The sequence below is a fragment of the Bacteroides sp. CACC 737 genome (genome assembly GCF_013874375.1).
Lineage (GTDB): Bacteria > Bacteroidota > Bacteroidia > Bacteroidales > Bacteroidaceae > Bacteroides > Bacteroides uniformis.
In genome coordinates, this window is sequence record NZ_CP059408.1 from 4,209,572 (window position 1) to 4,232,163 (window position 22,592).

At 46.3% G+C, this 22,592-nt stretch carries 18 protein-coding genes and 2 pseudogenes; 10 read left to right on the plus strand and 10 right to left on the minus strand.

The window, feature by feature from the left end; genetic code table 11:
- Positions 1 to 81: 81 nt before the first annotated feature.
- Positions 82 to 198: pseudogene (locus H1A11_RS19310) on the minus strand (AraC family transcriptional regulator); the annotation flags it as partial.
- A 17-nt stretch (positions 199 to 215) separates the two neighbouring features.
- On the opposite strand from H1A11_RS19310, the gene H1A11_RS19795 reads away from it, so the two are divergent.
- The 10 genes and pseudogenes from H1A11_RS19795 (at position 216) to H1A11_RS17505 (ending at position 10,729) form a co-directional block, all read left to right on the plus strand.
- Positions 216 to 401 (plus strand): hypothetical protein, encoded by a 186-nt coding sequence (locus H1A11_RS19795; protein ID WP_370293083.1) that lies wholly within the window; start codon positions 216 to 218, stop codon positions 399 to 401.
- 27 nt (positions 402 to 428) lie between these two features.
- Positions 429 to 1,396, plus strand: a pseudogene (locus H1A11_RS17465) (TolC family protein); the annotation flags it as partial.
- 186 nt (positions 1,397 to 1,582) lie between these two features.
- The gene (locus H1A11_RS17470; protein WP_174646435.1) at positions 1,583 to 2,302 is read left to right on the plus strand and encodes an SGNH/GDSL hydrolase family protein; all 720 of its coding nucleotides are present in this window, start codon (positions 1,583 to 1,585) and stop codon (positions 2,300 to 2,302) included.
- A 244-nt stretch (positions 2,303 to 2,546) separates the two neighbouring features.
- A complete protein-coding gene (locus tag H1A11_RS17475) occupies positions 2,547 to 2,786 on the plus strand; it encodes a hypothetical protein (protein WP_255461473.1) in 240 nt (79 codons plus the stop codon).
- 280 nt (positions 2,787 to 3,066) lie between these two features.
- Complete coding sequence (locus H1A11_RS17480) at positions 3,067 to 4,419, plus strand: tyrosine-type recombinase/integrase (RefSeq protein WP_181757506.1); 1,353 nt, start codon at positions 3,067 to 3,069, stop codon at positions 4,417 to 4,419.
- Positions 4,420 to 4,499: 80 nt separating this feature from the next.
- The gene (locus H1A11_RS17485; protein ID WP_181757507.1) at positions 4,500 to 5,534 is read left to right on the plus strand and encodes a hypothetical protein; all 1,035 of its coding nucleotides are present in this window, start codon (positions 4,500 to 4,502) and stop codon (positions 5,532 to 5,534) included.
- A gap of 1,168 nt (positions 5,535 to 6,702) precedes the next feature.
- The gene (locus tag H1A11_RS17490) at positions 6,703 to 7,053 is read left to right on the plus strand and encodes a DUF3853 family protein (protein WP_181757508.1); all 351 of its coding nucleotides are present in this window, start codon (positions 6,703 to 6,705) and stop codon (positions 7,051 to 7,053) included.
- 390 nt (positions 7,054 to 7,443) lie between these two features.
- The gene (locus tag H1A11_RS17495) at positions 7,444 to 8,520 is read left to right on the plus strand and encodes a radical SAM protein (protein WP_181757509.1); all 1,077 of its coding nucleotides are present in this window, start codon (positions 7,444 to 7,446) and stop codon (positions 8,518 to 8,520) included.
- A gap of 102 nt (positions 8,521 to 8,622) precedes the next feature.
- Positions 8,623 to 9,039: a hypothetical protein gene (locus H1A11_RS17500; protein ID WP_255461474.1), complete on the plus strand. Its 417-nt coding sequence runs from the start codon at positions 8,623 to 8,625 to the stop codon at positions 9,037 to 9,039.
- Positions 9,032 to 10,729: a DUF3987 domain-containing protein gene (locus H1A11_RS17505; protein WP_181757511.1), complete on the plus strand. Its 1,698-nt coding sequence runs from the start codon at positions 9,032 to 9,034 to the stop codon at positions 10,727 to 10,729. The genes H1A11_RS17500 and H1A11_RS17505 overlap by 8 nt, the downstream gene beginning before the upstream one ends.
- 1,764 nt (positions 10,730 to 12,493) lie before the next feature.
- On the opposite strand, the gene H1A11_RS17510 is transcribed toward H1A11_RS17505, so the two are convergent.
- The 9 genes from H1A11_RS17510 to H1A11_RS17550 all read right to left on the minus strand — a co-directional run bounded on the left by H1A11_RS17510 (position 12,494) and on the right by H1A11_RS17550 (position 22,491).
- Positions 12,494 to 14,368: a hypothetical protein gene (locus tag H1A11_RS17510; RefSeq protein ID WP_255461475.1), complete on the minus strand. Its 1,875-nt coding sequence runs from the start codon at positions 14,366 to 14,368 to the stop codon at positions 12,494 to 12,496.
- 459 nt (positions 14,369 to 14,827) lie between these two features.
- Positions 14,828 to 15,400 (minus strand): hypothetical protein, encoded by a 573-nt coding sequence (locus H1A11_RS17515; RefSeq protein WP_181758102.1) that lies wholly within the window; start codon positions 15,398 to 15,400, stop codon positions 14,828 to 14,830.
- A 126-nt stretch (positions 15,401 to 15,526) separates the two neighbouring features.
- The gene (locus H1A11_RS17520; protein WP_181757513.1) at positions 15,527 to 16,435 is read right to left on the minus strand and encodes a BT4734/BF3469 family protein; all 909 of its coding nucleotides are present in this window, start codon (positions 16,433 to 16,435) and stop codon (positions 15,527 to 15,529) included.
- Between the two features lie 5 nt (positions 16,436 to 16,440).
- The gene (locus H1A11_RS17525; RefSeq protein ID WP_181757514.1) at positions 16,441 to 17,259 is read right to left on the minus strand and encodes an SEL1-like repeat protein; all 819 of its coding nucleotides are present in this window, start codon (positions 17,257 to 17,259) and stop codon (positions 16,441 to 16,443) included.
- Between the two features lie 932 nt (positions 17,260 to 18,191).
- Positions 18,192 to 18,635, minus strand: a complete 444-nt coding sequence (locus H1A11_RS17530; protein ID WP_181757515.1) for a S24/S26 family peptidase — start codon at positions 18,633 to 18,635, stop codon at positions 18,192 to 18,194.
- Positions 18,632 to 19,492 carry a hypothetical protein gene (locus H1A11_RS17535; RefSeq protein WP_370528676.1) on the minus strand — a complete coding sequence of 287 codons (861 nt, stop codon included), beginning with the start codon at positions 19,490 to 19,492 and terminating at the stop codon, positions 18,632 to 18,634. The genes H1A11_RS17530 and H1A11_RS17535 overlap by 4 nt, the downstream gene beginning before the upstream one ends.
- Positions 19,479 to 21,113 carry an ABC transporter ATP-binding protein gene (locus H1A11_RS17540; protein ID WP_181757516.1) on the minus strand — a complete coding sequence of 545 codons (1,635 nt, stop codon included), beginning with the start codon at positions 21,111 to 21,113 and terminating at the stop codon, positions 19,479 to 19,481. The genes H1A11_RS17535 and H1A11_RS17540 overlap by 14 nt, the downstream gene beginning before the upstream one ends.
- A complete protein-coding gene (locus H1A11_RS17545; RefSeq protein ID WP_255461476.1) occupies positions 21,110 to 22,228 on the minus strand; it encodes a nucleotidyltransferase family protein in 1,119 nt (372 codons plus the stop codon). Before H1A11_RS17545 ends, H1A11_RS17540 begins: the two co-directional genes overlap by 4 nt.
- A complete protein-coding gene (locus H1A11_RS17550; RefSeq protein WP_117599633.1) occupies positions 22,225 to 22,491 on the minus strand; it encodes a PqqD family peptide modification chaperone in 267 nt (88 codons plus the stop codon). The genes H1A11_RS17545 and H1A11_RS17550 overlap by 4 nt, the downstream gene beginning before the upstream one ends.
- Positions 22,492 to 22,592 lie beyond the last annotated feature (101 nt).

A 22,592-nucleotide genomic window follows, 5' to 3' on the forward strand; every position in this document is an offset into this window, starting at 1 on the left:
ATTGAATTGATTAAATTAGTGTCTGACAAATATACGCAAAAAATACTAAAGAGGTAGAGGATAAGGGGGATTTATGTATGCTTATGCTTCAGTTCTCTTTGCTCTATACTCCTTGAGTGACATTCCCGTGTGTTTCTTGAAATATCGTCCGAAAAAAAACTGGTCGGGAAAACGGTATTTGTCGGCAATCTCTTTCAGTATTAGCTGTCGCCGGCTTGGTACTGACCAGTTGCGGCATCTATACCAAATACCAGCGCCCGGAGGACATCACAACCGATGGACTTTATGAACACGATTTGGACGGGCAAAGTTTGGATAGCCTGAGTCTGTTTGCGGCATCGGACACTGTCTCCATCGCCTCCCTTTCCTGGCTCGAGCTTTTTACGGACACGCAATTATAGTCGCTCATCGAGCAAATCTTGCAAGGCAACACCGACTTGCTTTCCGCCCAGCAATGCATCAGGGAGGCAGAAGCCACGCTGATGTCGGCCAAACTTTCGTACCTGTCTTCGTTTATGCTCACTCCGCAGTGTGGCGTCAGCAGTTTCGACAATTCCAAAGGTTCGTGGACCTATTCCGGTATTGCCTCGGCAAGTTGGAGAGTCGATATTTGGGCTAATTTGACCAGTGCCATGCGCTGCTCCAAAGCGCTCTACCTTCAAAGTTTGGAGTACGAACAAGCCGTCAGCACTTCGCTGATAGCTATGTGGCCAACCTTTACCTTGCTGATACTTGACGAGCAATACCGCATTTCCGAAGAAACAGCCGCCAGTTGGCGCGAAAGTGCACGCACCATGCGAGCCATGATGGCTGCAGGCATGACGAACGAGGCGAGTGTTTCGCAATCCGAAGCCAACTGTCGCCCAGGTGGAAGCTTCGCTGCTCGACCTCCGGCAGCAGGTAAGGGAAATGCCGCCCGTTCTGCTTTCTACCCCTCCATCACCCTGAGCGGTACAGCTGGCTGGACCAACTCGGCAGGAAGCATGATTGTCAATCCCGGAAAACTTCTTCTGTCTGCCATCGACTCGCTGACACAACCCTTGTTCAACAAAGGGCTGAACGTGGCACAGCTCAAGATGCCAAAGCACAGCAGGAAGAAGCCAGGCTCGCTTTTCAGCAAGTTTTGCTTAATGTCGGCAGCGAAGTGAACAATGCTCTGACCCAAGTGCAGGTAACCCGTGGAAAGACGGAGCTCTGCACAAGGCAGATAACTTCACTGGAAACTACCGTCCGCAGCACCCGGTTACTGATGCGGCACGGCACCTCCACCTATCTGGAAGTGCTCACTGCCCAGCAGGGGCTACTCTCTGCCCAACTGACACAGGTAGCCCACCGCTTTGATGAAATACAAGGTATCATCAATTTTTATCAAGTCCTCGGTGGAGGACGGGAGTAAAATATACTCTTTCTCATCTTCATTCTCTTGCTCCTCTATCAATCCGGCATTTCCTTTTTTGTGGAAATCCGGCGGTAGAGGAACTTTCATATAAGCGGGCTATGGCAAAAAAAACTACGGTCTCCTGCCGTCAAACCGGGACAAACTTTATAACTTTGCGGCATACGACATAAAAATCTATTGATTATGAACTGCAAATCCTTGTTTTTTCTGGCTATTTTTTCCCTGCCCCTTATATCAGGGGTGTTTGCTCAAAAGAAAGTTTCTATTCTTGGCGATTCCTATTCCACTTTTTACGGTCATGTCTCTCCTGCCGCCAATCTCTGCTGGTATGGAGTTCCCGGCGAAAAGAAAGAGAATGATGTGACAAAGGTGGAGGAAACCTGGTGGTACCGTTTCATCCATGAGCACGGCTTTCAGTTGGAACGCAACAATTCCTATTCCGGCTCCACCGTCTGTCATACCGGTTACGAGAAAGCCGATTACTCCGACCGTTCTTTTATCACTCGTATTCACAACCTCGGCACCCCCGACATAATCCTTGTTTTTGGCGGTACCAATGACAGCTGGGCAGGTGCCCCCATTGGCGCATACCAATATGATGGCTGGACGAAAGCCGATTTGTATAGCTTCCGTCCTGCCTTTTGCTATCTGCTTGCATCTCTCAAGCAGCTCTATCCTGCGGCCAGGATTTATAATATTACCAATTCTGAATTATCCGAAGAGGTAACTGATTCCATGGATGAAATTTGCCGGTACTATGGCATCGAGAATATTCGTTTGCACGACATTGATAAACAATGGGGGCATCCTTCTGTGCAAGGAATGCAGAGTATTGATGCTCAGGTTTGGGAGTCTGTCTCCCCGATATTGGAGGCTTCTGTTTCTTTGCCTGCCAAGAACTAAGGACAGACTCATTGGGAGTTATCCTTTTCTATCCTAGATGCTAATCTTTCCACTGCCGTATTCTTTTCTTTCCACAGCTGTGGAAAGAAAAGAATACGGCAGTGGAAAGAAAGTAAAATCCTTGTGGCAAGAAAAATAATTAGTACCTTTACTGCCAGCTTCTGCCGATTTCGAGAACATTTCTTCCCCAAGTTTGCTGCAAGTTTTCCTCAATTCTCTATAAACCATTAATTTAAATTATTTTATGAGTGCTTATTATGACCTTTATGAAACGCCCGTCCCCGAAGGCGAGGAACCGAAGTCGCTACATGCCCGTGTCTGTTCCAAGGGAACCATTTCCGGTAAAGAGTTCATGGAACGGGTTTTTCGTGAAGAACATATGCCCCACGCCATGGTTGTGGGTATTGTGCAAGCCATCACCACTACGCTTGGAGACTGGCTGGCAAAGGGCTATACGGTGGAGATAGAGGAAGTTGAGAAATGAATATACATGATTTTAAAAAGTAATATATGACACTGATAAGCAATCTGTTACAATAACTTAGGCTACTTTATACTTTCAAACAATATCATATACTTTTGTAAATCGGGGGAGTAGTTAAAGGATGTTACTCCCCCTAATCAGTCTTCGTATCTTTGCTCTTGAAATTAGGTGGATAGAACAAGGAAAACTAGTTTGTACTATCATGTATATTCATGTAATGTCAGCCTGTTTTTCCTTTAAAATCTTCTCTTTAGATTCGCAACAAAATTAAATAAAAGGTATGAAAAAGACAAGTTTTAGCACAAGAGCCTATGTAATGAAGAACGGGCAGGTAATGATCCGGGTAAGATGGAACAGTAAGAAGAATGAAGTCGGTTTCTCTGTCGGTTATACTATTGATCCTCTAAAATGGGATAGTGACAAACAACTGGTAAAAAGCAATACGACCCATAAAATCGGTGGGAAGATTGTTTATGCCCGTGAGATTAACAATGCAATCCGTAGTTTTCTGGTTTGTATCGAGGAAGTGTTTACTGAATACGATGTTCGTTCAACGATACCAACGACTGCTGACCTAAAAGAATCAGTTAATGAAAAACTGGGTAGAGTGAAACAAAAAGTAGAAGAAGAAAATGAAACAAAAACACTGAAATACATATTCAACGAGTTCTTAAGAACAAGAGCATTGGAAGGAAACTGGAGTATAGAAGCAGAATATAAATATGGACAAGTATGGCAACAACTAACAGGCTGTGATTCTAAAATAGAACTGGAAACACTGGATAAAGATAAAATGATTCAACTTATGAATTGGTATATAAAAAATGATTATCGAAATCGAACCATTGTTAAACAGTTGAGTATGTTGAAGTCGTTTCTTCGTTGGGTTTCCAGAAATGGATATGTGATACAACCTGGTGTACTGGAATTCAAGCCTAAGCTAAAAGTTATACCGAAGGCCGTCACCTTTTTAAAATATAAGGAACTGATGCACTTCTTCCATTTTGAATTTCCCAAGGAGAGGGAGTATTTGTCGAGGGCAAGGGATATGTTTTGCTTCATGGCTTTCACCTCACTTCGATATTCAGACCTGGCCGCACTAAAACCTGCCAATATTGTAGATGGCTGCCTAGATTTCTGTACCGAAAAGACTGATGACAAACTGCATATCGTTCTGAATGAACATGCCCAGCGGATCATTGATAAATACTCCTGGTACAAAGGTAAAACTATTTTTCCAGTCCCAAGTAACCAAAAACTGAATGATTACTTGAAAGATGCTGCCAAACTTGCCGGACTGGATCGCGAAATATCCCAGGTTTATTTCAAGGGTAATACCAGACATGAGGATACCTATAAGTTCTGGGAACAGATCAGCTGCCACGATGCAAGAAGAACTTTTGTATGTTGTTCCTTGGCTCTTGGTATTCCGGCTAGCGTAGTAATGAGTTGCACAGGTCATTCCGATTACGAAAGTATGAAACCTTACATTGAAGTGGCCGATGAAACCCAAAAGATGCAGATGGAGAAATGGAACACCCACCAATACAAGTCTGGGGTCATAGAAAGTATGGAAAAGATGACTCCGACACAACTAAAACAGCTTTTTGAATATGTAAAAAGCATTGCATAACAAGATTATCGTTATATTTGGGGCGATATTCGGGATAAGCCCGGATATCGGCTTTATTATTAATTTTAAATATAATATCTATGATAAAGAACAGATACAGAAACAGTGCGAAAATTCTGGTGGATCCCCAACTTATGAAATGTAGTGGATCCAGAGACAGCGTGAGCCTCCTGCCATCTTCCAATCCTGTCTTTTATAGTCCAATAAGGACAAAAAGGGAAACTATTGTTACGGGTGCTGTATGTCTGGTGGCAGGAGTAGGATTGGGAATGATGTTGAAAGATTGTTTAGACGGGAAAAAGAATACCCCAACAGTCCGCGGAATAGGTCCTTCGGATTTGGATTTTTTTATAAATGATACGAATCCCCCATCTATAGATGGCCATACGAACAATCCAACATGCATTGATAAACCAACGGGTCAACAGTCAAGTGACAATCAGCCCGTACTTGAAACCAACACTGCCGAGACTATAAGTCTGTCACCGGAAAAAGAGACTGATAAGGTTCCCGATGCAGTGGAGCAACAAGAGATGCAGTCCTTCCAACCCGCTCCTGAAGTTCCCGTCCAGGATAAAACAAAGGAGGAAGGTGGCAAGACAGTATTAAAAAATATTGAGGTTTCTCTAGAGGAGTTCTCTCAAAGCAATCGGCCAACACCTATTCCACTGTCTTATCCACCTTTATTTATCAAGACTATCAAAGCTGAAAATAAAGCTAAAACTAAAGCTAAACGGTTGAAGGCCATGGAGGCATTATTTGAAGAGCTGACAGATGGATATATGAAATGTTCCTCGTACATATATTTTTGCTATATATTCGGAGGAATGGGGGCATCAGGGACCTACGAGCCCGAGGAGAATGATTATATAGATTGGACCGGCGGTAAAGGCTCCCTGCAATGGCTTATTCTGAAGCTGTACAAATTGGAAGGGAAGAGCCAGATTAGAAGAGGAACGTGGCAAAAGGTGGAAACATGCATCATGCTGGACCACGCACAGATTCCTTCCGGTACTCTAAAAAATGCAACCAATAAAATTGCCAAATCAGATCAAGAAGAGATAGATGCGGTTATATCAAAAGTTATATCAGACGTTATGGAGGGCGTAAAATAACTGTGTCATGCGCTGTTCTCTTTCTGTGCCCAGCAGTCGGGGATTGACCAGTGCCAACAATACTCCGGCTGGCGTAAAGCTACAACAATTCAAATATGTTTCCAGGCTTTGTCACCGGTTGTCGTGCAATGGCTCCCCAATCAGCCAATAGCATGGCCCATGCCTTCCGTATATTGTGGCAAGCAAGGTAGATCGGTTTTTCAAGGGGTGTGTCCGGTGGGAACACGCCCTTGTTTTTTGTTCCTTGCGGATCTGGCGGTGATATTCCTCAACGGTACGGGTCACACGTCGTATATCTGCTGTGGATTGGTGATATCCGGTAAACCTTTCCTTGCTCTCCCGCCATGATTCGATAACGACAGCGTATTCCCCACTCCATTTTTCATCCAGATTAAGTAACCCCGTTCCACCGGTATCTGCCTACAATCCCATAAACATGCTCCGGTTTCCCCCATGAACTTTTTTGGGCATCTGTTACCGGCATGTCCGATCAAGTTTCATGTCTGATGGGCAACACAGAGCCGGACGAATAGACTTTGGATAATACCGGGGAAACCTTCCAATCCGCAAAAACATGTTACCCGAAACATGAAGGCCGATAATGCGGCCAGCAATACTCCCTGCCGGATGATTTCACGTTCTTAACAAACCGGAATCAAAGCCGGAGTTACGGTCACAAGGTATGGAAACGGCACTTTACCCGTTGGAGTCTGCACCTGTCTCTGTATCCTTCCATCACGGCGGCTGTCACTCATGCGTGCATTCCCGGAAAGACAAGTGTCCATCCCGTCTTCAAGGGGCAGCCTTAAAATGTTTTCCAACAATGGGGCAAGGACCTGTCGGAATTCAACGGCTCAAGAGGATTGTCTTTGACACTTCTGAAATCAAATTCCCCGTTCAAAAAAAACAGTGCCGGCATAATCAATTTTTTATTAGTTTTCTTTGCCGGTACAGTCCGAATCACAGCCCCTTATTATTACAACCATGTACAATCTTAAAGGCTAAATCTACAACCAACTACAATCATCTACAACCTATTCCAACCTATTCCAACTTCATGTAATTTTCTGATAATAAACCGGTTATTATTTTGAAATAATCGTATTTTTTGTTTATACCTTTGCGGCGTTTCGAAACAGAAAACAATTATATTAAAATATAGATAAATATGAAAAAGAAGATGGAAGTACCGCATAATAAAACGGTATGTATAATGGCAGGCAGTAAACAGCCGGAACAATTCCGGTTGCCGAAGGACCCGAAAGTGGAAGTGGAAAAGTCAACCATGGATGATTACCTTGGATTCCCCAGATTTGTAACGGGCATCAAGAGTCTTGCCGGGGTGCTTGAAGTCTCATCAAGCACAGTCAACAGGTGGAAGGCCAGCGGTCTGCTGGATGATGCGACCTATCAGAACGGCAAATACATATTGTTTGACGTATATGGGGTGCTGGATATCCTACGGGTAAGTAACCAAAAGGGGAGATATAACCAATCAAAGTATAATCATAACATGTAACCGTAATGAATACAATTGTTCAAAGTCTTGTGCTTGCACACGCAGAGCAGACAACTGTCCAAGCAACGGTAGGATGTATTAATGACGGTGCAAAACCTGAGGGAAATGCCAGGCCTGATAGTAACTATAGTAAACGGACAATGAATATGAGAATCATACATGATAAGATGAGGATTAGGAGTCCTGAATGCGACATCAAGTATCTTGAAGGCCTGTCAGAAACCTTTATTGGGGGCACTGTCAAATGTGTCATGGCCGGTACTTGTCTGCGTGTACAGGTGTGGCAGCAGGTTCAAGATACCAGTGAAGGACCTCTCAAAAAATAACCGGAGAATACCGGTTTGCGACCATAACATCAGAATTATAAAAAATTATTAAAATGCAATAGAAATGAATTATAATAAAGGAATAGCCCTAATGGGGCTTTGTATGACAGCCATAGGGCTTGCGAGTACATTGTTTTATAACATGTCCATGAAGAAACGTGGGCAGACCGGGAAAGCGCCTGCCGCAACTAATGATGTGAAAAATGATGGAAGATTCGCCATGAAAAGTGTATCGTCCCACAAGCGGATTAAAGAAACAGTGGCCATTGGCAACCTTCACGAGCGGATTGGACTGCCAGCGGCCAAGACCCGACTCCACCTTGCCGAATTGAATAGAGAGAGAAACGACGGAACCTCCCCGATTGTATCGTCCTCAGACAATACCGTAAGTGCAACAAGGATCCATGGCAAGGCCATTTACCAACCGGATGGAAGAGCCAGAGAGTTCTGTTTATGGGCCTGCAACCTGTACAACGGCTGTTCGAATAACTGCGATTACTGCTTTAACAACAAAAGCATCATGGCCGGTACACTTGGCGGCATCATTGTATCCTTGAAGAAGTCCCTCGTCGACACCGAGACCGCCTTTGAGATATTTAAAACGGAACTAACCAGGTGGCGGTCGAAAATCATCAAGGACGGTGGGCTCCATTTCAACTTCGTGTCCGATCCCTGCCTGGCTGAGACCATCGAATTGAACTTCAGATGCATGGACGAGGCACAGCGTCAAGGAGTCCCTTGCCAGATACTTACCAAATGTGCAGACTGGTTGGATCATCCTGCCGTACAGAATGTGCTTTCCAGAAAGGGGTTTGTATCCGTTGGTTTCACACTTACCGGACGTGACGACCTGGAACCTGGCGCAAGTACCAACAGGGAACGTATTCAGTCCATGAAAGAACTGCACAATGCCGGTATAAGCACGTGGGCGAGCATCGAGCCCATTATCGACCCGGACCTCTCGTTCGAAATGATTAGAGAAACGGCAGGGTTCTGCGACCATTACAAGATCGGTATCCTCAGCGGCAAAAAAGGTTACGCCCCGCAGCAGATACGTGATTTCGTGGCAAAGGTACAGTCCCTGGGGCATACCTCGATATATTGGAAAGAGAGCCTGCGTGAATTCATTAATAAGCAATAGTCACAAAACCAGACAGCCGGTGGCGGTCGGGGTATCGGATCTGAGCAGTATTATTATAAACAGTAAATTATTAATATCGTGAACATTAAAAGAATAGTCCTAATGGAACTTGGCATGGCTGTCGTCGGCCTTGCAGGTATATTGGCCTATAAGAGCTCTGTAAAGAGACACGGTCAGATAGTGGAAGCACCTGCCGTAATTGATAAGGTGGGAAATGATGCGGAAAAGGTTGTACCATCACAGGTTCTCCTCTCTACCAAACGTACCAGGACCAGAACAAAAGTCACCCGTGGCATGGTGAGAGAATGGCATCTGGCGTCGAAGAAGGGGATGACGCACAGGGAAATCGCCGCCATGTATGGCGTATCATTGGTAACTGTGGACCGTCATCTGGCGGATGTCAACAGAAGGCAGGCCGTCAAAACCGTGAAGTCTCCGGTCTGTCTGACAGTCCCGACAGACGATGCAGTAATTAAACAAGATTTATCAACTTTAAAAAATCACATTGATTATGAGTAGAAATTTTTCAAATGCAAGTGCCCCTTCCACCATTAAAGCGAGAGCGAGTGTAGGACTGTGTGGAGTTGGGGGGAGCTATGAGGGTACCGTTTCATCTTTCTGGAAAATCGGTGGTCCCGTTGTCGGCATCACGGTTGCAGTCGGGCTGATCGTATTGCCCAAAATCAGGAAGAAGCTGGTAAAGGCCAGGATTGAGAACGAGATACTGAAAAGCGTAATCAGGAAGGATGAGGCATGCGAGAACAGCAGGATCAAAAAGGACGAGGCGGAACAGCAGTGCGACCTTGACATCCGGAAAGCAAAAGGGCTCAGCCAGATAAAGATTGACGAGACGCGTGCTTTGCTTGGAATCCGCCGGGAGCTCGATCCAATGGGGAAAAGTACGGGGCAAGAGCAGAACCCGCACGAAGATGTCAGTCTTGGAGAATGGCTGCAATGGTTCAACCGGGAATTCCCCATGCCGTGCCACTCTGCCATCCCCCACATCAGTACCATTCTTGACGGCTGTCCTGAAGGTTTCAGGCCTGCCATGCTCTTCCATCTGCTCGGTGGCTACGGTGCACTGGCCTTCTCAAATGTACAGGCAAGATATCTGGATGGACGGTATCATTCACCCAGCCTGCAGGTGATTATCGAGGGTGGGCAGGGTTCCGGAAAGAGTGTGTTCAAGGACGTGTATGAGCAGGACCTCTTTCAAAGGGTGGTCATGGACAACAGGCTAAAATCCAGAACCGGCAGGACAGACCGGATTGTCCAGATAGTGGGTACCGACATTTCAAAGGCAAGGCTGATGGAGGTCATCGCCAACAGCCGGGGTCTTTCCCTCTATGCACTGGAAACGGAGATCGACACCATACGGAAATCCGCTTCGAAAGGTGGTGGATTCTCGAGTGACCTGCTACGCAAGGCATTCTCCGGTGAGGCCGTCTCCCTGGACAACAAGCATACCCGTGATGACTGCCGCGGTGATTTTTCTGTCCGTTTGAACTATACCTTCACCGGTACTCCCGGAGCTGTCGGACGCTTCTTTACGGATGAGGACTACGAGAACGGCACCGCATCCCGTATCTGCTTCTGCGCGATTCCCGAACAGGACCGTTCAATTCCCGAGTTCGATCTGCCGGAGGGTGAGGAACTTGAGAGAATGCGCGACCAGTTAGGGGAATGGCGGGAGAAATACTGCCTCAGGACTGCGGAGGATGGCACGGACATTCCCGCTGACGAGTATCTTACTGACCTCTCCTATGTACATGGCCCACTGGGCAACTGGATCGGGGAACAGAAGAAGGCTGATGACAGGATGAGGAGAATGGTCTCCCCCCGTATGGCCACCATTGCCTTCCATGCCGCCATCGTGCTGCACATGCTCGCCGGAGAACCCGGTGAGGACAACCCGAAGATGCGCAAGGCAGTCTGCAAACTGACCGTATATATTGCCAACCACTGCATGGAACGTTTCCTCCACAAATACTATAAGGGGGCGTATCCGAAGATGGAGAAGATGTCCTGCTCACCTCTCAGGCGTAAGCTGACAGACGAGGAGGTTGAATGCTGGTATCCTCTATGGCATACTCCCGGTGAGTATGGCCAGCCGTTGGGATACGGGAGGATAGCAAAAATGATCGGAGTGGACCGGGACAGCGTAAAAAATGCTTTCAAAAGATATGAGAGAAGAAACGGTTTGAGATGAAACGAACCAAGGAGGGTATACGAAAGGTGCCCTCCTTTTTCTTTTTTCAGGGGGGTAAATATCATTCGCTGGTGGGTAAATACTATATTTCAGACGGGTAAACGTTCAAAATACAGCTCCTTGGAAAATACAATATGATACGACTTTTTGAATTGAATATTAATTGGTTAATCGACGAAAAACTATCTATCCCTAGAGTGTGTAAAACGCTACCCACCTATATATAATATAAATATAAGAAAAAAGACTGTCTTTTCATGCCCAACAGAACGGGTATAGTATTATATGATATATAAAATATTTTACATTATTCCATTTTCCAAGTAGCCATATAACCAACACTTCATCCCAAATCCGTACGGGTAATAATGAATAGAGTGGATGAGTGGCTAATACAGAGTCCGGTTATCAGATTAGTTCCCATACTGATACTGAGATAACCCTTCTACCAATGATGAACCGACAGCAAACCATATCCTATATTCATCGCTTCTTTATGACCAGCTCTTGTATTAAGTATTTATCCTTACCGGTTGAATGATAATAAAGCTCTTCTATTTCCACCCTATACTTGTTTAATACTCCACAAGGCAAGGTACATGAACGGGCAATAGATAAACGTGCCTGGTGTATGTGGAGAGAGTTTTATATTTCCTCCACCTGTTTTCCGGCACTGTCATAGGTTTGCCCGTCGATTATAGCCGTGAAGTAACCATATCAGCTCTTCAACATTACTCTTTCATTCCATTCACGGGGGCAAGGACTATCTCGCAATATTAACGGGAGACATATATAGCCTGGTTTAAACCGGATCCATTGTAAGGGTGATGGGAGTGGTTTATCGGATCCTTGCTTATACTGATACACTTTTGCCCATACCTCCCGATGCAATATGTATAGTACAAATGAGGAGTTGAAACAATGTATAAGTATGCCAATTCAGCCAGGGAAAAAAGGCAAGGTTCATCATTCAAACATTATCCGAACTGTGGGAGTAAAGAGTTAACTGAAAGCCAATTATACCATATGATTATTACAATTGATGATAATATCCACTCAAGCGGCGTGAGCCTACAACAAACGAAAGAAAGAAAATATATTATATCCCAAAATCAACTTTTTTTGCTGAAATGTGGATTATTACTTAAAAGAGAAAGATTTTATTGAGAAAAAAAGTGATGCGTACCGTTAACTCATCCGACAGTGATTTGGGCATACAGAAAGATTGCATTGTCTGATTTGCTATATCTTCATTTATAGCAATCATACTCCGGGTTTATAGAATACCGGGGAATGAATAAAATCCCAATTCTCTTGCTGCCTTTTGGGGGATATATAGCCGAAAGAACAAGTGACAAGTTTGGCAATAATACACCCATTCCGTATTATCAATTTTTCCAGTTCCCAAATCATCATTGAAAGGGTAAACGGAACGCTATCAATCAATTTTTTTTCCTTTGAAACATATCATTTATAAGTAATTTCCCTCATTCTGGCAAAAAAAGTTGATCTGAAATTATATACTATTCTCTTCTTCGTCAGATGTAGGCTCACGCCGCTTGAGTGAGTATTATTATTAATTACAGTAACATATGGTACAATAGGCTTTCAGTTGACCCTTGCATATCATCATTTATGTGATACATGGGTAATGTGATTTTAATCCCCTTGCTTCCCTTGACTGGACAGATGGAATGTCAGCATATGGTCGCCAAGAAAAAAACAGTACCGTCCTATCCATGGACGTACTGTCATATTATTTGTCTATGCTTCCAGTATCTTGATAAAATACACTTTCCTGCCCCTGTCATTTGTCCTCTGTTTTTCCATGACGGGAAGATACAGTTTCAGTTCTGTTGCCTTGGCTGTTTTCCCGGAAAGTCCCAAGTTGTCGTATATCTTCTGTAACTTGGCCTTTACCTCCTGTTTGGAATAAAGCATGCCGGGAACGAACTCCTGCCTGCAAGCCTCACTTATCGGAGCCTGTGCACAAAGAACATTATAGGCATCCTCAACATCAGCCTCACGAAAATCAAGACTTGACAGGGTATCATAACCAAGAGTTCCATACCACCCGTGAAATCTGAAATCAATGAACGGATTTTGTAAGAGCAGGGTGTCATATTGCGGACATTGATTTCTGAAATTCGCATATCCTGCAAGCCTGTCCTTGTCAGGTGCATTATAATACCACTGCTCGAACTGCTTCACCTCATCCGGCTTCTTCCGCATCCCGACCGCAGACTGAATGCTCGTCAACAGCTGGCAGGAATTGTTATAATAGTAACTTCTCTGGTACCACCTGTTCCACATTGCCGCCATTACCAGATGATTGTAACCTATCGTCGTTTGCCCGTTCTCCTGTATGAGGTCAGTATAATCATCTGTAAACTTCTTGTCTGGTTCCATTTTTCTGTAAGAATCTATTAATACAGTTCTGTATTCTTCAGGAGCACTATTGAATACATTGAGGATGTTATTTGTTTTCAAATCCATCATCTTCTGCTTTTGTTCAAACTCCGCTTCCGTCATAGTGGCAGGGTAGGTCTTGTAATATATCGTGGCATCATGCCGGAACGGATTTGTATCAAGCCTCTGTCTGCCGAGAATCTGAGGTATATCCAGCATGATGTCCAATGTCTGCCACTCCTTCCCCGCATTGATGAAGATATAGGTGCTGGCATTGTCCGAGTAAAAATCCACACCTTCAAAAGATGACTTTGTGCAGAAAGTGAAAGGTTTGTTTTGGGGATTGTTCCTGTCCGTATCCAACCCGTCTATCGTGAATCCTTTGGGCAGCCTTGAGGACTGGCTTTCAGAACACAGGATAGTCACCTCATCCGGCTTCAGACTGTTTTGCCCGATTATTCTTATGATTGACTTGACCTCATTGAGAAATATGCAGGCTTCACGGGAACAGACTATATTTCCATCCACTATTTTCCTTTCAAAATATCCGTCCTTTCTGTAACGTTGTATCAGTTCCCCACACAGTTTCTCCGCAGTCTCACCGTTCCTCATCTGCCTCTCCTTCAATGTCGGCTCCACAATCACATCAGGATCCCATTCCAGTTTATAGTAGGGAATGTTGGCGAATTGAGGTATGTAGTCAAGGTAGATGTCAGGGACAGGTGTAGCTGACAAGTAACAGATACGTTTCACTTCATTGTCAAGCCGGATGAGAAAATTCATGTCCGTACTCCCCTTGAACGTCGCATCGCCCATAAGACATTGGAACTCATCAACCACAAAGAGGCATGAATCCAGCATATTATTTCCTCTAAGGACACCAAGAACCTTGTCCGATGAATCCAGTGTGACCAGTATCTTGGCAGGTCTCATTGGTAAGGAGGTGAATGGTGTGCTTCCATGATGATAATCCAGGTATGAATCAAGATCCCGCATCATTTGGATTATTGCTTGTCCTCTATTACCACTGAATGGGACATGGAAGTGGAAGCTGTCGGGGTATTGTCTGTGCTTCTCTTTCAACACCTGAAGCCGTGGCGAAATTATTACCACAGGAAAGTTCGAATTGAGAAACAGGGATGTACCACCACAACCGGTTATAGTCTTGTTCAGGATAAACTTACCATCCAATGGCAATTCCCCATTCAAGAGATTTTCATAATCACTCATATACCTACAACCTTTCGGCATACTAATTGATATCATATTATTTATATTATTATCCATAATTGTTTTATTTTTGTTTATACTCATTTCATATATAAAGGTTTGCAATGTTTTTATATACCCTTTTTACACTTCGATGAGTAAACGGAACGCATCAATATTTTTCCTTATACATTCTATTTCTTTTAAGTAAAAATCTCAATTTTAGCAAAAAAAGTTGCATGAAACTATTGTATATCTTTCTTCTTTCGTCAGTTGTAGGCTCACGCCGCCTGAGTGGGTATTATAATAAAATATGCAGTATATGTATAATAAACTTGCCTCCGGTTAACTCACAAGGTGTTATTTTGCAATATTTTTCACCTGTATCCTTGTCATATGGATTCTTTATTGGCTTTGACGAAATTTTAAAGGAGAGCTTATGTAGCATCTCCTTTATCTTTCCAATCAGTCAGTACATTCTCAAATCCAGCACTTGGCATTGGATTTGACTACCACTCTGGTAAATTTCTGAAGTCCGGTTATCAATGCCTGCACTTCATTCCTTGTCGGTTCGGGAAGGGTAATGTCCTGTCGGGAGTTCCTGCCGATATTGACTTGTACAGGGGAACACATGCTGACAAGTTCAACCATTTCGGGCAAGTCGAATTTTATCAGAGGTTCACAGGTCACATAGGTTCTCATTCCAAGGCTCGCCAGTTTTTGCATGGCTTTGGCACGTTTCCGGGTACCTGGAGCATTCCTTACGATGTCCGGATAAAAGACATTGGTTTCTATGGTCGTGCACAAAACCGATTTCTTCATTACCGGATGACTAATGAACTCCAAAAAACGTGAAGGGTCCTTGGACTGGAAAAGATAGTTGTTATTAAACAGGTTACAATAATCCAGGAACCGGGTAATCCAGTCCGAAGGTATATCGAAAGCCCAGGCATCCGTTCCGCTACCAACGAAAATAAAATTGCCGTTACCCAGGTTTACTTCCAGTTCCTTGGGGTCAAACCGTATAGGAAGCAGACCATCGAATTTTTTCATGTAACAATAGGGGCAGTCATGAAAACATATCCCTTTTATTGTATTCCACGTGTGGGTAACAAAAGGATACATGTTACCCCGGCTTTTTGTCAGTGCCATAATTGTTTTTTTAAAGGGTTGATTAAATCAGTGTATTGTAAATATCAATGTTCCGAAGTTCTTCTCTTCGGTCTTATAGGCGTTGCCCACATGGCTTCTGATTTCCTTTTCATCCATTGTGTCATCTTCCCAGCCATCAATGAAATACTCAGTAGCCAATTCCTCGTCAACACCCCATTTGCACATCCAGCAGGCTAACCTGAAGATGCAGTTTCCCCTGTTGCCTTTTTTCCAATATTCAAGATTGTTCCTCTTCCAGTGGGAGTTCATGATGCTGATGATGCTTTTGTCCGACACTGTTCTTGTCCCGGATGATTGTGGCATCTGTACCTGTGGCTTTATGGTGGGGACATAAGGGTACGGTTCAGGATTTGGATTGACCCATATGTCCGGATCGTAGCTCAGGTAATTTCTGCGTGCAAGGTCTTTACAGCCTGCATCATTCCTGTCAGCCACATAGAACATGTTTAGTAGCTGCTCATATAAATCCCCATGTCTGGCCGGATCTGTATTGTCATGCAAGACCAGAGCCTTCAGTCCATTTCCACTGGGTGTAACAAAAACACTCAGGACACATTCGGTTATCATCAGCTTGTTCCGTAACCGGATCATTTCATCCGGTGTTGCTATATGGTCAAAATCCAATGCCGTCACACGCGAGTATTCAATCAGCCCCGCACCGTTAAGTTCCCTGAATGTACCGTTATAGGCAACAGCGGGCAGGAGTCTGGCTTTCCATTTCCGCATGTCACCCGGGGCTACACTCCTGATATGCTCTATTGCCTGCTTCAATGTATAGCCATCAAACTCATTGTCATGTAATTGCATGTCTCCCGTACGAATCATCTGTATAATATCACCCAGCCCCGGATAAGTCAGGTTGTACTTTGTCCAATTGATCTTTTCTGTCAATGTTACTTTCATATTCCTTACCATAGACTTTATTGCTTTTTTATCCAACGTAGATTGGAAGCCGCATTGTTGGACATGTCGCCGTCAATATGCTCCACTTCCGTATAGGCCTTCGGATCAGGGTTGACCAGGAATGTCTCAGCAACGAGGAGATCGACATAAGCCTTCTCCCCGCCGATGATGATGTACTGTCTGCCGTTTGCCTCCCCGAATACCGGTACATTGCCTCCGTTTGCGGATGATGGCATTGCCGGACCAGTGCAGGGAACTTTTTCAAGGCTTTTTCTGACATCCGACCATAACCTGTATTTCCTGATGTCCCTCATGCCCCGTGAATACAGACCCTCATACAGGTCACAGAGGAAATCCACACTGTCGTATATCCCCAGTTCATAGGCCTTCTCGAACCATCCTGTCGCTTCCTTGTACATTACGGGAGTCCCAAACAGCCCTTTGAGGCGTATATGTCCCATTGTGAAAGCCGACAGTCCGTCACCTGAATCCGCGGCCTGCCCGAGTAACCCGATACCTTTCCCTATATCCTGCGGACATCCCTGCCCTTCCAGGTATATATGGCCCAGATTGGCTTTTGCTGTGGGTTCCTTTTCCGCGATGCTTTCCAGAAGGGCGATTGCCTTGCCGGTATCACGCTTTACAGCCATCCCTTTCAGGTAATACACGGCAACGGCGTTGATTCCATATACGAATCCCTGTGTAGCCGACCGTTCATACCATAGGAAAGCCTCGTCGGCATTTCCCTTATCCTCATAATACAGACCGGTCAGATACTGAGCCTCGGCATCACCTGCCTGGGCCTTTTCCAAAATTCTTTTTGTTTCTGTTTTCATGTTTCTTTCATTTTTGAAATTGAACATTTTTTTAAAATCACACATGTAAGGATTTCGGGGTTTTGTCAGACGGCAGTTTTTTATGTGTGTAAGTTGAAGCGGGGAGAATATGCGGATGATGGCCCAATGAATTTGTCCGGCAGCCATTTCGGTGTGTCAAGACTTCCCGGCAAAGTTATCAGATGAGAGTAGTTGATACTGAAAGTGTAAGTATGGTTCAGAGATTAAAAAAGGAGTTCGAGTTGTAGGAGATAAAGGATAAGGGAAAGGCTGTGTATGGCTTCCCTTTTACTCTTTCTTCCCGGTCTGTTGGATAAGAAGGAATAACCCGAAGAGAAAGGAAGCGCTGGAATAGAGCAAAGGGGCTATGGTAGGTGTAAATGAAAGATTGAAGAAGAGAGGCTACTTCGTACCCTGCCAGAGTGGAGAGAGAAGAATTTATTTTGTTTTTCTTCTTCTCACTTTTGTAGACTGCAAAGCCGGTCTACTCTTCTATATCCTCATTTAGTCATTATTTCACCCGTATTTTTTTACTTCTCTCTATATATTTAGTATGTACATCAAAAAAGTCCGGGTAACAATTTTTTCTTATTAGCCATCTTCCATAAATCAAAAAATAAAAAGAAGAGCTTCCCATTCTATTACAGACAGAAAGCCCTCCAACACAACAACTAAAATCTTGTTAATCAAAAGTACTGTGTCTAAAGAATCTCACAATTCCATGGCAAAAATAACGATAATGCACATGATTTTCAAAAATAAACTGATAATATATATCACTCCGCCGATTTTATCCCCCACACAATTTGAATATCCATCATTTGGAGAACTGGAGATGTTTCAGTGGGGGGGGATATACGGCAGCGGTGGATATGTCTGGATTTCATATTATCTTTGTGCCGTCGAAATACTCCTTCTACATAACATAGGAATTACATATACCTTGTTCTCAGGATTCTCAAGAGCGGATTCCTGAATATCCCCATCCTGCTCCACAGCATGCCCGGCAATCGCCAGCGCCAGCTGCTTACGGACAGTACCTTGCCGGACGGCCGGATGACGAAACGTACCTTCCCGACCACATCGGCAACCGTACACTGCTCCCGGGCTACAAAAGAGCCGTCCCCCCGGATGTACAGCCGGGTACCTTCCCTCCTGATGATGCGGTGCAGCACGTGTCTTCCGTTATATCTGAAAAGTACCACGTCCATAGGCTGAAGTTCATCCTCCGTACAGGGGTACAGCACCACCTCGTCCCGCCCGTCACGCAATAACGGGAACATCGACCAGCCTTTCAGGCGGAACCGGACGGGGCGTCCTCCGGCGATTTCCGCCTCCACCCGGGAAAAGAACAGCTCGTTGGGAATCTTTCTCATATCGTATCCTTGAAAATCGTCCGGCAGGCAAGTCGTGCGGCTTCCCGGTCTGGAAGGCACGCCAGGTGATAGAACGGAACAGCCCGGAGCAGCTTGCCGATACATCTGCTCACATGGTCATACAAACCGTTGTCATAAGCAAATTCCGGCGGGCAGGAAGGGTGTACTGCCCCGTAAGCCTGCAATACGGACAGCCTTGTTATCCGGTTATACGGAGCCTGCGAAAGACGCACACAGGCTTCCAGCTTATAACACTCCTGCCTGTAGCAGGGAGTTTTCCCGCTCCAAGGGCTTCCATAGACCCGCACGACGTCGTCTTCCACCCGCAGCACCGGGCTGTCATCGTTCAGCAGGAAAGCACCTTCCACATGCTCCCTCCATAGGCGTGTATGGGTGCTTTTTCCCGTTCCGCTCTCACCGAGAAACAATACCGCCCTGTCCCGGTAAACGATGCAACTGCTGTGGACGGCTATGGTGCCGTACGGAAGCGTCATCAGTCCATAGCCCACCCACAAGGCGAAGCGGTACAGACGTGCTGAAAGGTTGCCGCATATCCGCACCTCATTCCCCCCGTCGGTACACCACAGATACAGCGCATCCCCTCCGGAAGGCTCCAGCTTCAACATGAAGCCCTTGACCGTCCGTCCGAAAAAGCCCCTGACATCCTCGTATCCGAAGGTATATTCCACGTTTCCCATCACCGGTACGGCGGTATCCTCCATGAAGGCGAACAGCACCTCGCCATCCTGGGATTCAAAAGGCCTGAATCCGGCAATTCCTTCTACAGCCTTGCAGAGTTTGTCTCCCCATAACATGAAGCGGTGTCCGGCAACCTGATAAGTTCTATTCATTTTCATTTCCAATGATAATAATCCGTTTACAATAAGCCAGCGAACTTTCCCGGTGGGCGATGGAAAGTATCGTCAGTCCTTTATATCTTTCTTTCAGTTGGCAGAGGGTTTCGTTCACCTCCCTTTCCGTCACATTGTCGAGTGCCGATGTCGCCTCGTCCAGCAGCAGGACCTCCGCCTGCTTGTAAAGTGCGCGGGCAATGCCGATACGCTGTCTCTGCCCGCCCGAGAGCCTTCCACCCGCTTCACCGAGCAGGGTGTCCATGCCATCCGGCAACGCTTCCGCCCACCTGCCCAGACAGACTTGTCCCAACAGTTCCTTTACCCTGCCGTAATCAATCGTCCCATAGCCCAAGGCGATATTCTCGGCCAGTGTACCGTTAAAGATGAACACCTCCTGGGGGACGTAGCCGAGCCGCCTCATCCAGGAAGCGCGTGTCATCCCGTTCAGGAGTACCCCGTCAATCCGTATCTCTCCCGAATCGGGTTCGAGCAGACCTGCAAGCAAGTTGAACAGTGTGGACTTTCCCGCACCGCTGGCCCCCCGGAAGCCGACATGCTCCCCCTTACGGATACGGCAGTTGAAATTATCCAGCACCGGCCCGCTATCGGGATAGGTGTATGCAAGCCTCCTAATGGTTATCTCCTTTTCGAACGGTATTTCTTCGGAATATGTGCTGACCGCCTCTGCCGGTCCTGCCAGCCCTTCCTCTATCGTGTTCAGGCTGTATGCCGCGTTCTGTATCTGCGTCCATCCCGTCAACAAGGTGCGGAGGGCAGGAAGCAGGCGGAATGCCGTAATGGCAAAAACACCCACCACCATCTTCACGTCTCCGTCCCCGGAAGCCACCAGCAGGCCAAGTGCGATGACAACCGACAGTTCGGAAAGGAAGAGCGGCAGTCCGAGCACGGTGTCAAGCTTCATGCGGTTGCGGCTTATCCTGTCCAGACCTTTAAGAAAGGCGGTCTGAGAGACGGGGAAAGCACCGTTCACCTCCAATTCCATGTATCCCCCGAATGTATCCATGACGGTTCTCGACTGCTCCCGCTTGGCAAGCATATCGTCCTCGCCGTATTTCCTGACCCGTTTCCTCACCACGAGGAGATAGGTACACATGAACGGGAGGAACGAGACATACAGTAGCAATACTGACATGCCGTCGAACACGAGTAAAGCTACCGTCACCAGCATGACGAGCAGCACGTCGCCCGCCATGCGGCAGATGGAGGAGAGCAGGCCGTGGCTGAAGGAGTAGCATACAACGTTGGTCTCGTATGCCAGCCTGCTGCTGCCGCGCTCCCGGATAAAAAGCAGTCCGCGGCGGTAATACGCGGAGAACAGCGAGAAGCTCAGTCTCCGGTAGAAAGAGAGTAGACACCTGTCCTGGTAACGGGTGAAAACGGTTGCCAGCACGCTCTTGACAACGATGACCCCTATGGCCAGAAGACAGAACAGCAGGGCAGCCCGCCGGTTTTCGCCCCCTTCCAGCAGGATATAGAGTACGGGCAGCAGTGCCGCCAGGGAGACGAAATCGAGCAGTGCGGAGAAGAACACCGTCCCTGCCATCTTCCATACCTTCCTGCGCTCTTCGGGTTGCAGCAGATGCCAGATTCTCTTCAGTGTCATTGCTCTGTACCTCGCTGGAATATGGTTTTCGGCTCTCGGATATGTGCGATGACCGAGTGCAGTATCGTCTTATATACAGAAGCCCCCAATACCTCACGCCTGAGTGCAGTGAGGTGTGCCATCCTCCTTACCTTGTAGAGGAGGATGCCGGCTCTGCCTTTGACCGGCACCTTTGTTCCGTAACGCGGATGGAGCATCTCCTCCAGTATGTTCCGTGCCAGATTCTCCTGCACGTCAGCCACCGGGACATCTGTCTCCAGCAGCTTGTCAGCCAACAGGGTCAGTGCCGACACGAAACGCAGGAAACGGCGGTCGGTGATGTCTGCCGGTATGTGCAGGCCATGTTTTTTCAATAGGCATGCCCAGTCGCAGAGATGGTGCAACACCAGACCGCTTCCGTAATGCTGGGCGGCATGGAAAGCGACGAACAGCATATTAAAGAGCGGCGAGGGAGTAAGAATCCGGCCTCCGTCCAATTCCGTTGGTTGTGGGTTCATGTGTTCTTTCAGCACCTTTTCCACCTCTCCGGCCGCCTTATAGCTCTCCACGTTCAGGAAGGTCTTGTGGTTTTCCACCGGAACACCTTTGTAGTAGAATACGCTGTGCTTGGGGGAATGTTCCGTATCCACGTCTATGTTCTCCAGCCGCATCAGGCTGTCCGCTAACCTGTTCGCCTCCCCGTCGCTCATCCGGCTCTTGTCCGCCGAATAGGTGTAAATGTCTATGTCGCCTCCCTCGCGGTGGCATGGAACGGGATAGATTGCGGAGAGTCCCACGCCTTTCATCTGCATGGCGGATATGCCATGCTGCGCATAAAAGCGGGAAAGTTCATCTGCCGTCCTGCAATAGTGAAGATATTTTTTCTCGTACCTTTCTACAGCGGCTGCCCATGCCAGCTTCACGGAAAGGGGCGGTTGCAGTTCCGCCGGTAGTCTCATCACACCGTCCCATGCCAGCGCCATCACTCCCTGACTTACGGCCAGGCGGTGGCATTGTTTCCACTCCTCGTCAGTGCTGTCCAGGAAAAGTGTGATTTCTGTTTTCCGCTCGTGCAGCGAGGCCCGGAGCAGGGCGAAGAGCATCCGCTCGTGTCTGTACAGTGTGATCTCTTTCATTCGATTACCTTGCATTTTTTCAGTGCCTCCATCCAGGCTGTGGCATCCTTCAATGCCTGTTGTCCGTCTATTCCGTAAGTGTCCGTCAGGATTTTCGCGGCATCTTCCGTTGTGAAATCCTTGTCTGCCAGCCGTTCATATAGCAGGCGGGCGGATTTGTTCAGGGAGATGATGCGGGTAAGGTCGGCACCCGTATGTCCCTGATTCACGATGATGGTTTCTCCGGCCATTTCGCGGAGCTTGAAGTTTGGATTAATTTTCATAATGAAATATCTTACTGATAGATAAACAAGAACCACCGATGTATGATGAACACCGGTGGTTCGCTTTAGTTACTTTATTAATAATTATTTCAACAAATCCA

Excerpts from the sequence above, each read along its gene's own strand:
- H1A11_RS17470 (WP_174646435.1), top strand. The coding sequence starts at position 1,583 with ATGAACTGCAAATCCTTGTTTTTTCTGGCTATTTTTTCCCTGCCCCTT.
- H1A11_RS17475 (WP_255461473.1), top strand. The coding sequence starts at position 2,547 with ATGAGTGCTTATTATGACCTTTATGAAACGCCCGTCCCCGAAGGCGAG.
- H1A11_RS17480 (WP_181757506.1), top strand. The coding sequence starts at position 3,067 with ATGAAAAAGACAAGTTTTAGCACAAGAGCCTATGTAATGAAGAACGGG.
- H1A11_RS17485 (WP_181757507.1), top strand. The coding sequence starts at position 4,500 with ATGATAAAGAACAGATACAGAAACAGTGCGAAAATTCTGGTGGATCCC.
- H1A11_RS17490 (WP_181757508.1), top strand. The coding sequence starts at position 6,703 with ATGAAAAAGAAGATGGAAGTACCGCATAATAAAACGGTATGTATAATG.
- H1A11_RS17495 (WP_181757509.1), top strand. The coding sequence starts at position 7,444 with ATGAATTATAATAAAGGAATAGCCCTAATGGGGCTTTGTATGACAGCC.
- H1A11_RS17500 (WP_255461474.1), top strand. The coding sequence starts at position 8,623 with ATGGAACTTGGCATGGCTGTCGTCGGCCTTGCAGGTATATTGGCCTAT.
- H1A11_RS17505 (WP_181757511.1), top strand. The coding sequence starts at position 9,032 with ATGAGTAGAAATTTTTCAAATGCAAGTGCCCCTTCCACCATTAAAGCG.
- H1A11_RS17510 (WP_255461475.1), bottom strand. The coding sequence starts at position 14,368 with ATGAGTGATTATGAAAATCTCTTGAATGGGGAATTGCCATTGGATGGT.
- H1A11_RS17515 (WP_181758102.1), bottom strand. The coding sequence starts at position 15,400 with ATGAAAAAATTCGATGGTCTGCTTCCTATACGGTTTGACCCCAAGGAA.
- H1A11_RS17520 (WP_181757513.1), bottom strand. The coding sequence starts at position 16,435 with ATGGTAAGGAATATGAAAGTAACATTGACAGAAAAGATCAATTGGACA.
- H1A11_RS17525 (WP_181757514.1), bottom strand. The coding sequence starts at position 17,259 with ATGAAAACAGAAACAAAAAGAATTTTGGAAAAGGCCCAGGCAGGTGAT.
- H1A11_RS17530 (WP_181757515.1), bottom strand. The coding sequence starts at position 18,635 with ATGAGAAAGATTCCCAACGAGCTGTTCTTTTCCCGGGTGGAGGCGGAA.
- H1A11_RS17535 (WP_370528676.1), bottom strand. The coding sequence starts at position 19,492 with ATGAAAATGAATAGAACTTATCAGGTTGCCGGACACCGCTTCATGTTA.
- H1A11_RS17540 (WP_181757516.1), bottom strand. The coding sequence starts at position 21,113 with ATGACACTGAAGAGAATCTGGCATCTGCTGCAACCCGAAGAGCGCAGG.
- H1A11_RS17545 (WP_255461476.1), bottom strand. The coding sequence starts at position 22,228 with ATGAAAGAGATCACACTGTACAGACACGAGCGGATGCTCTTCGCCCTG.
- H1A11_RS17550 (WP_117599633.1), bottom strand. The coding sequence starts at position 22,491 with ATGAAAATTAATCCAAACTTCAAGCTCCGCGAAATGGCCGGAGAAACC.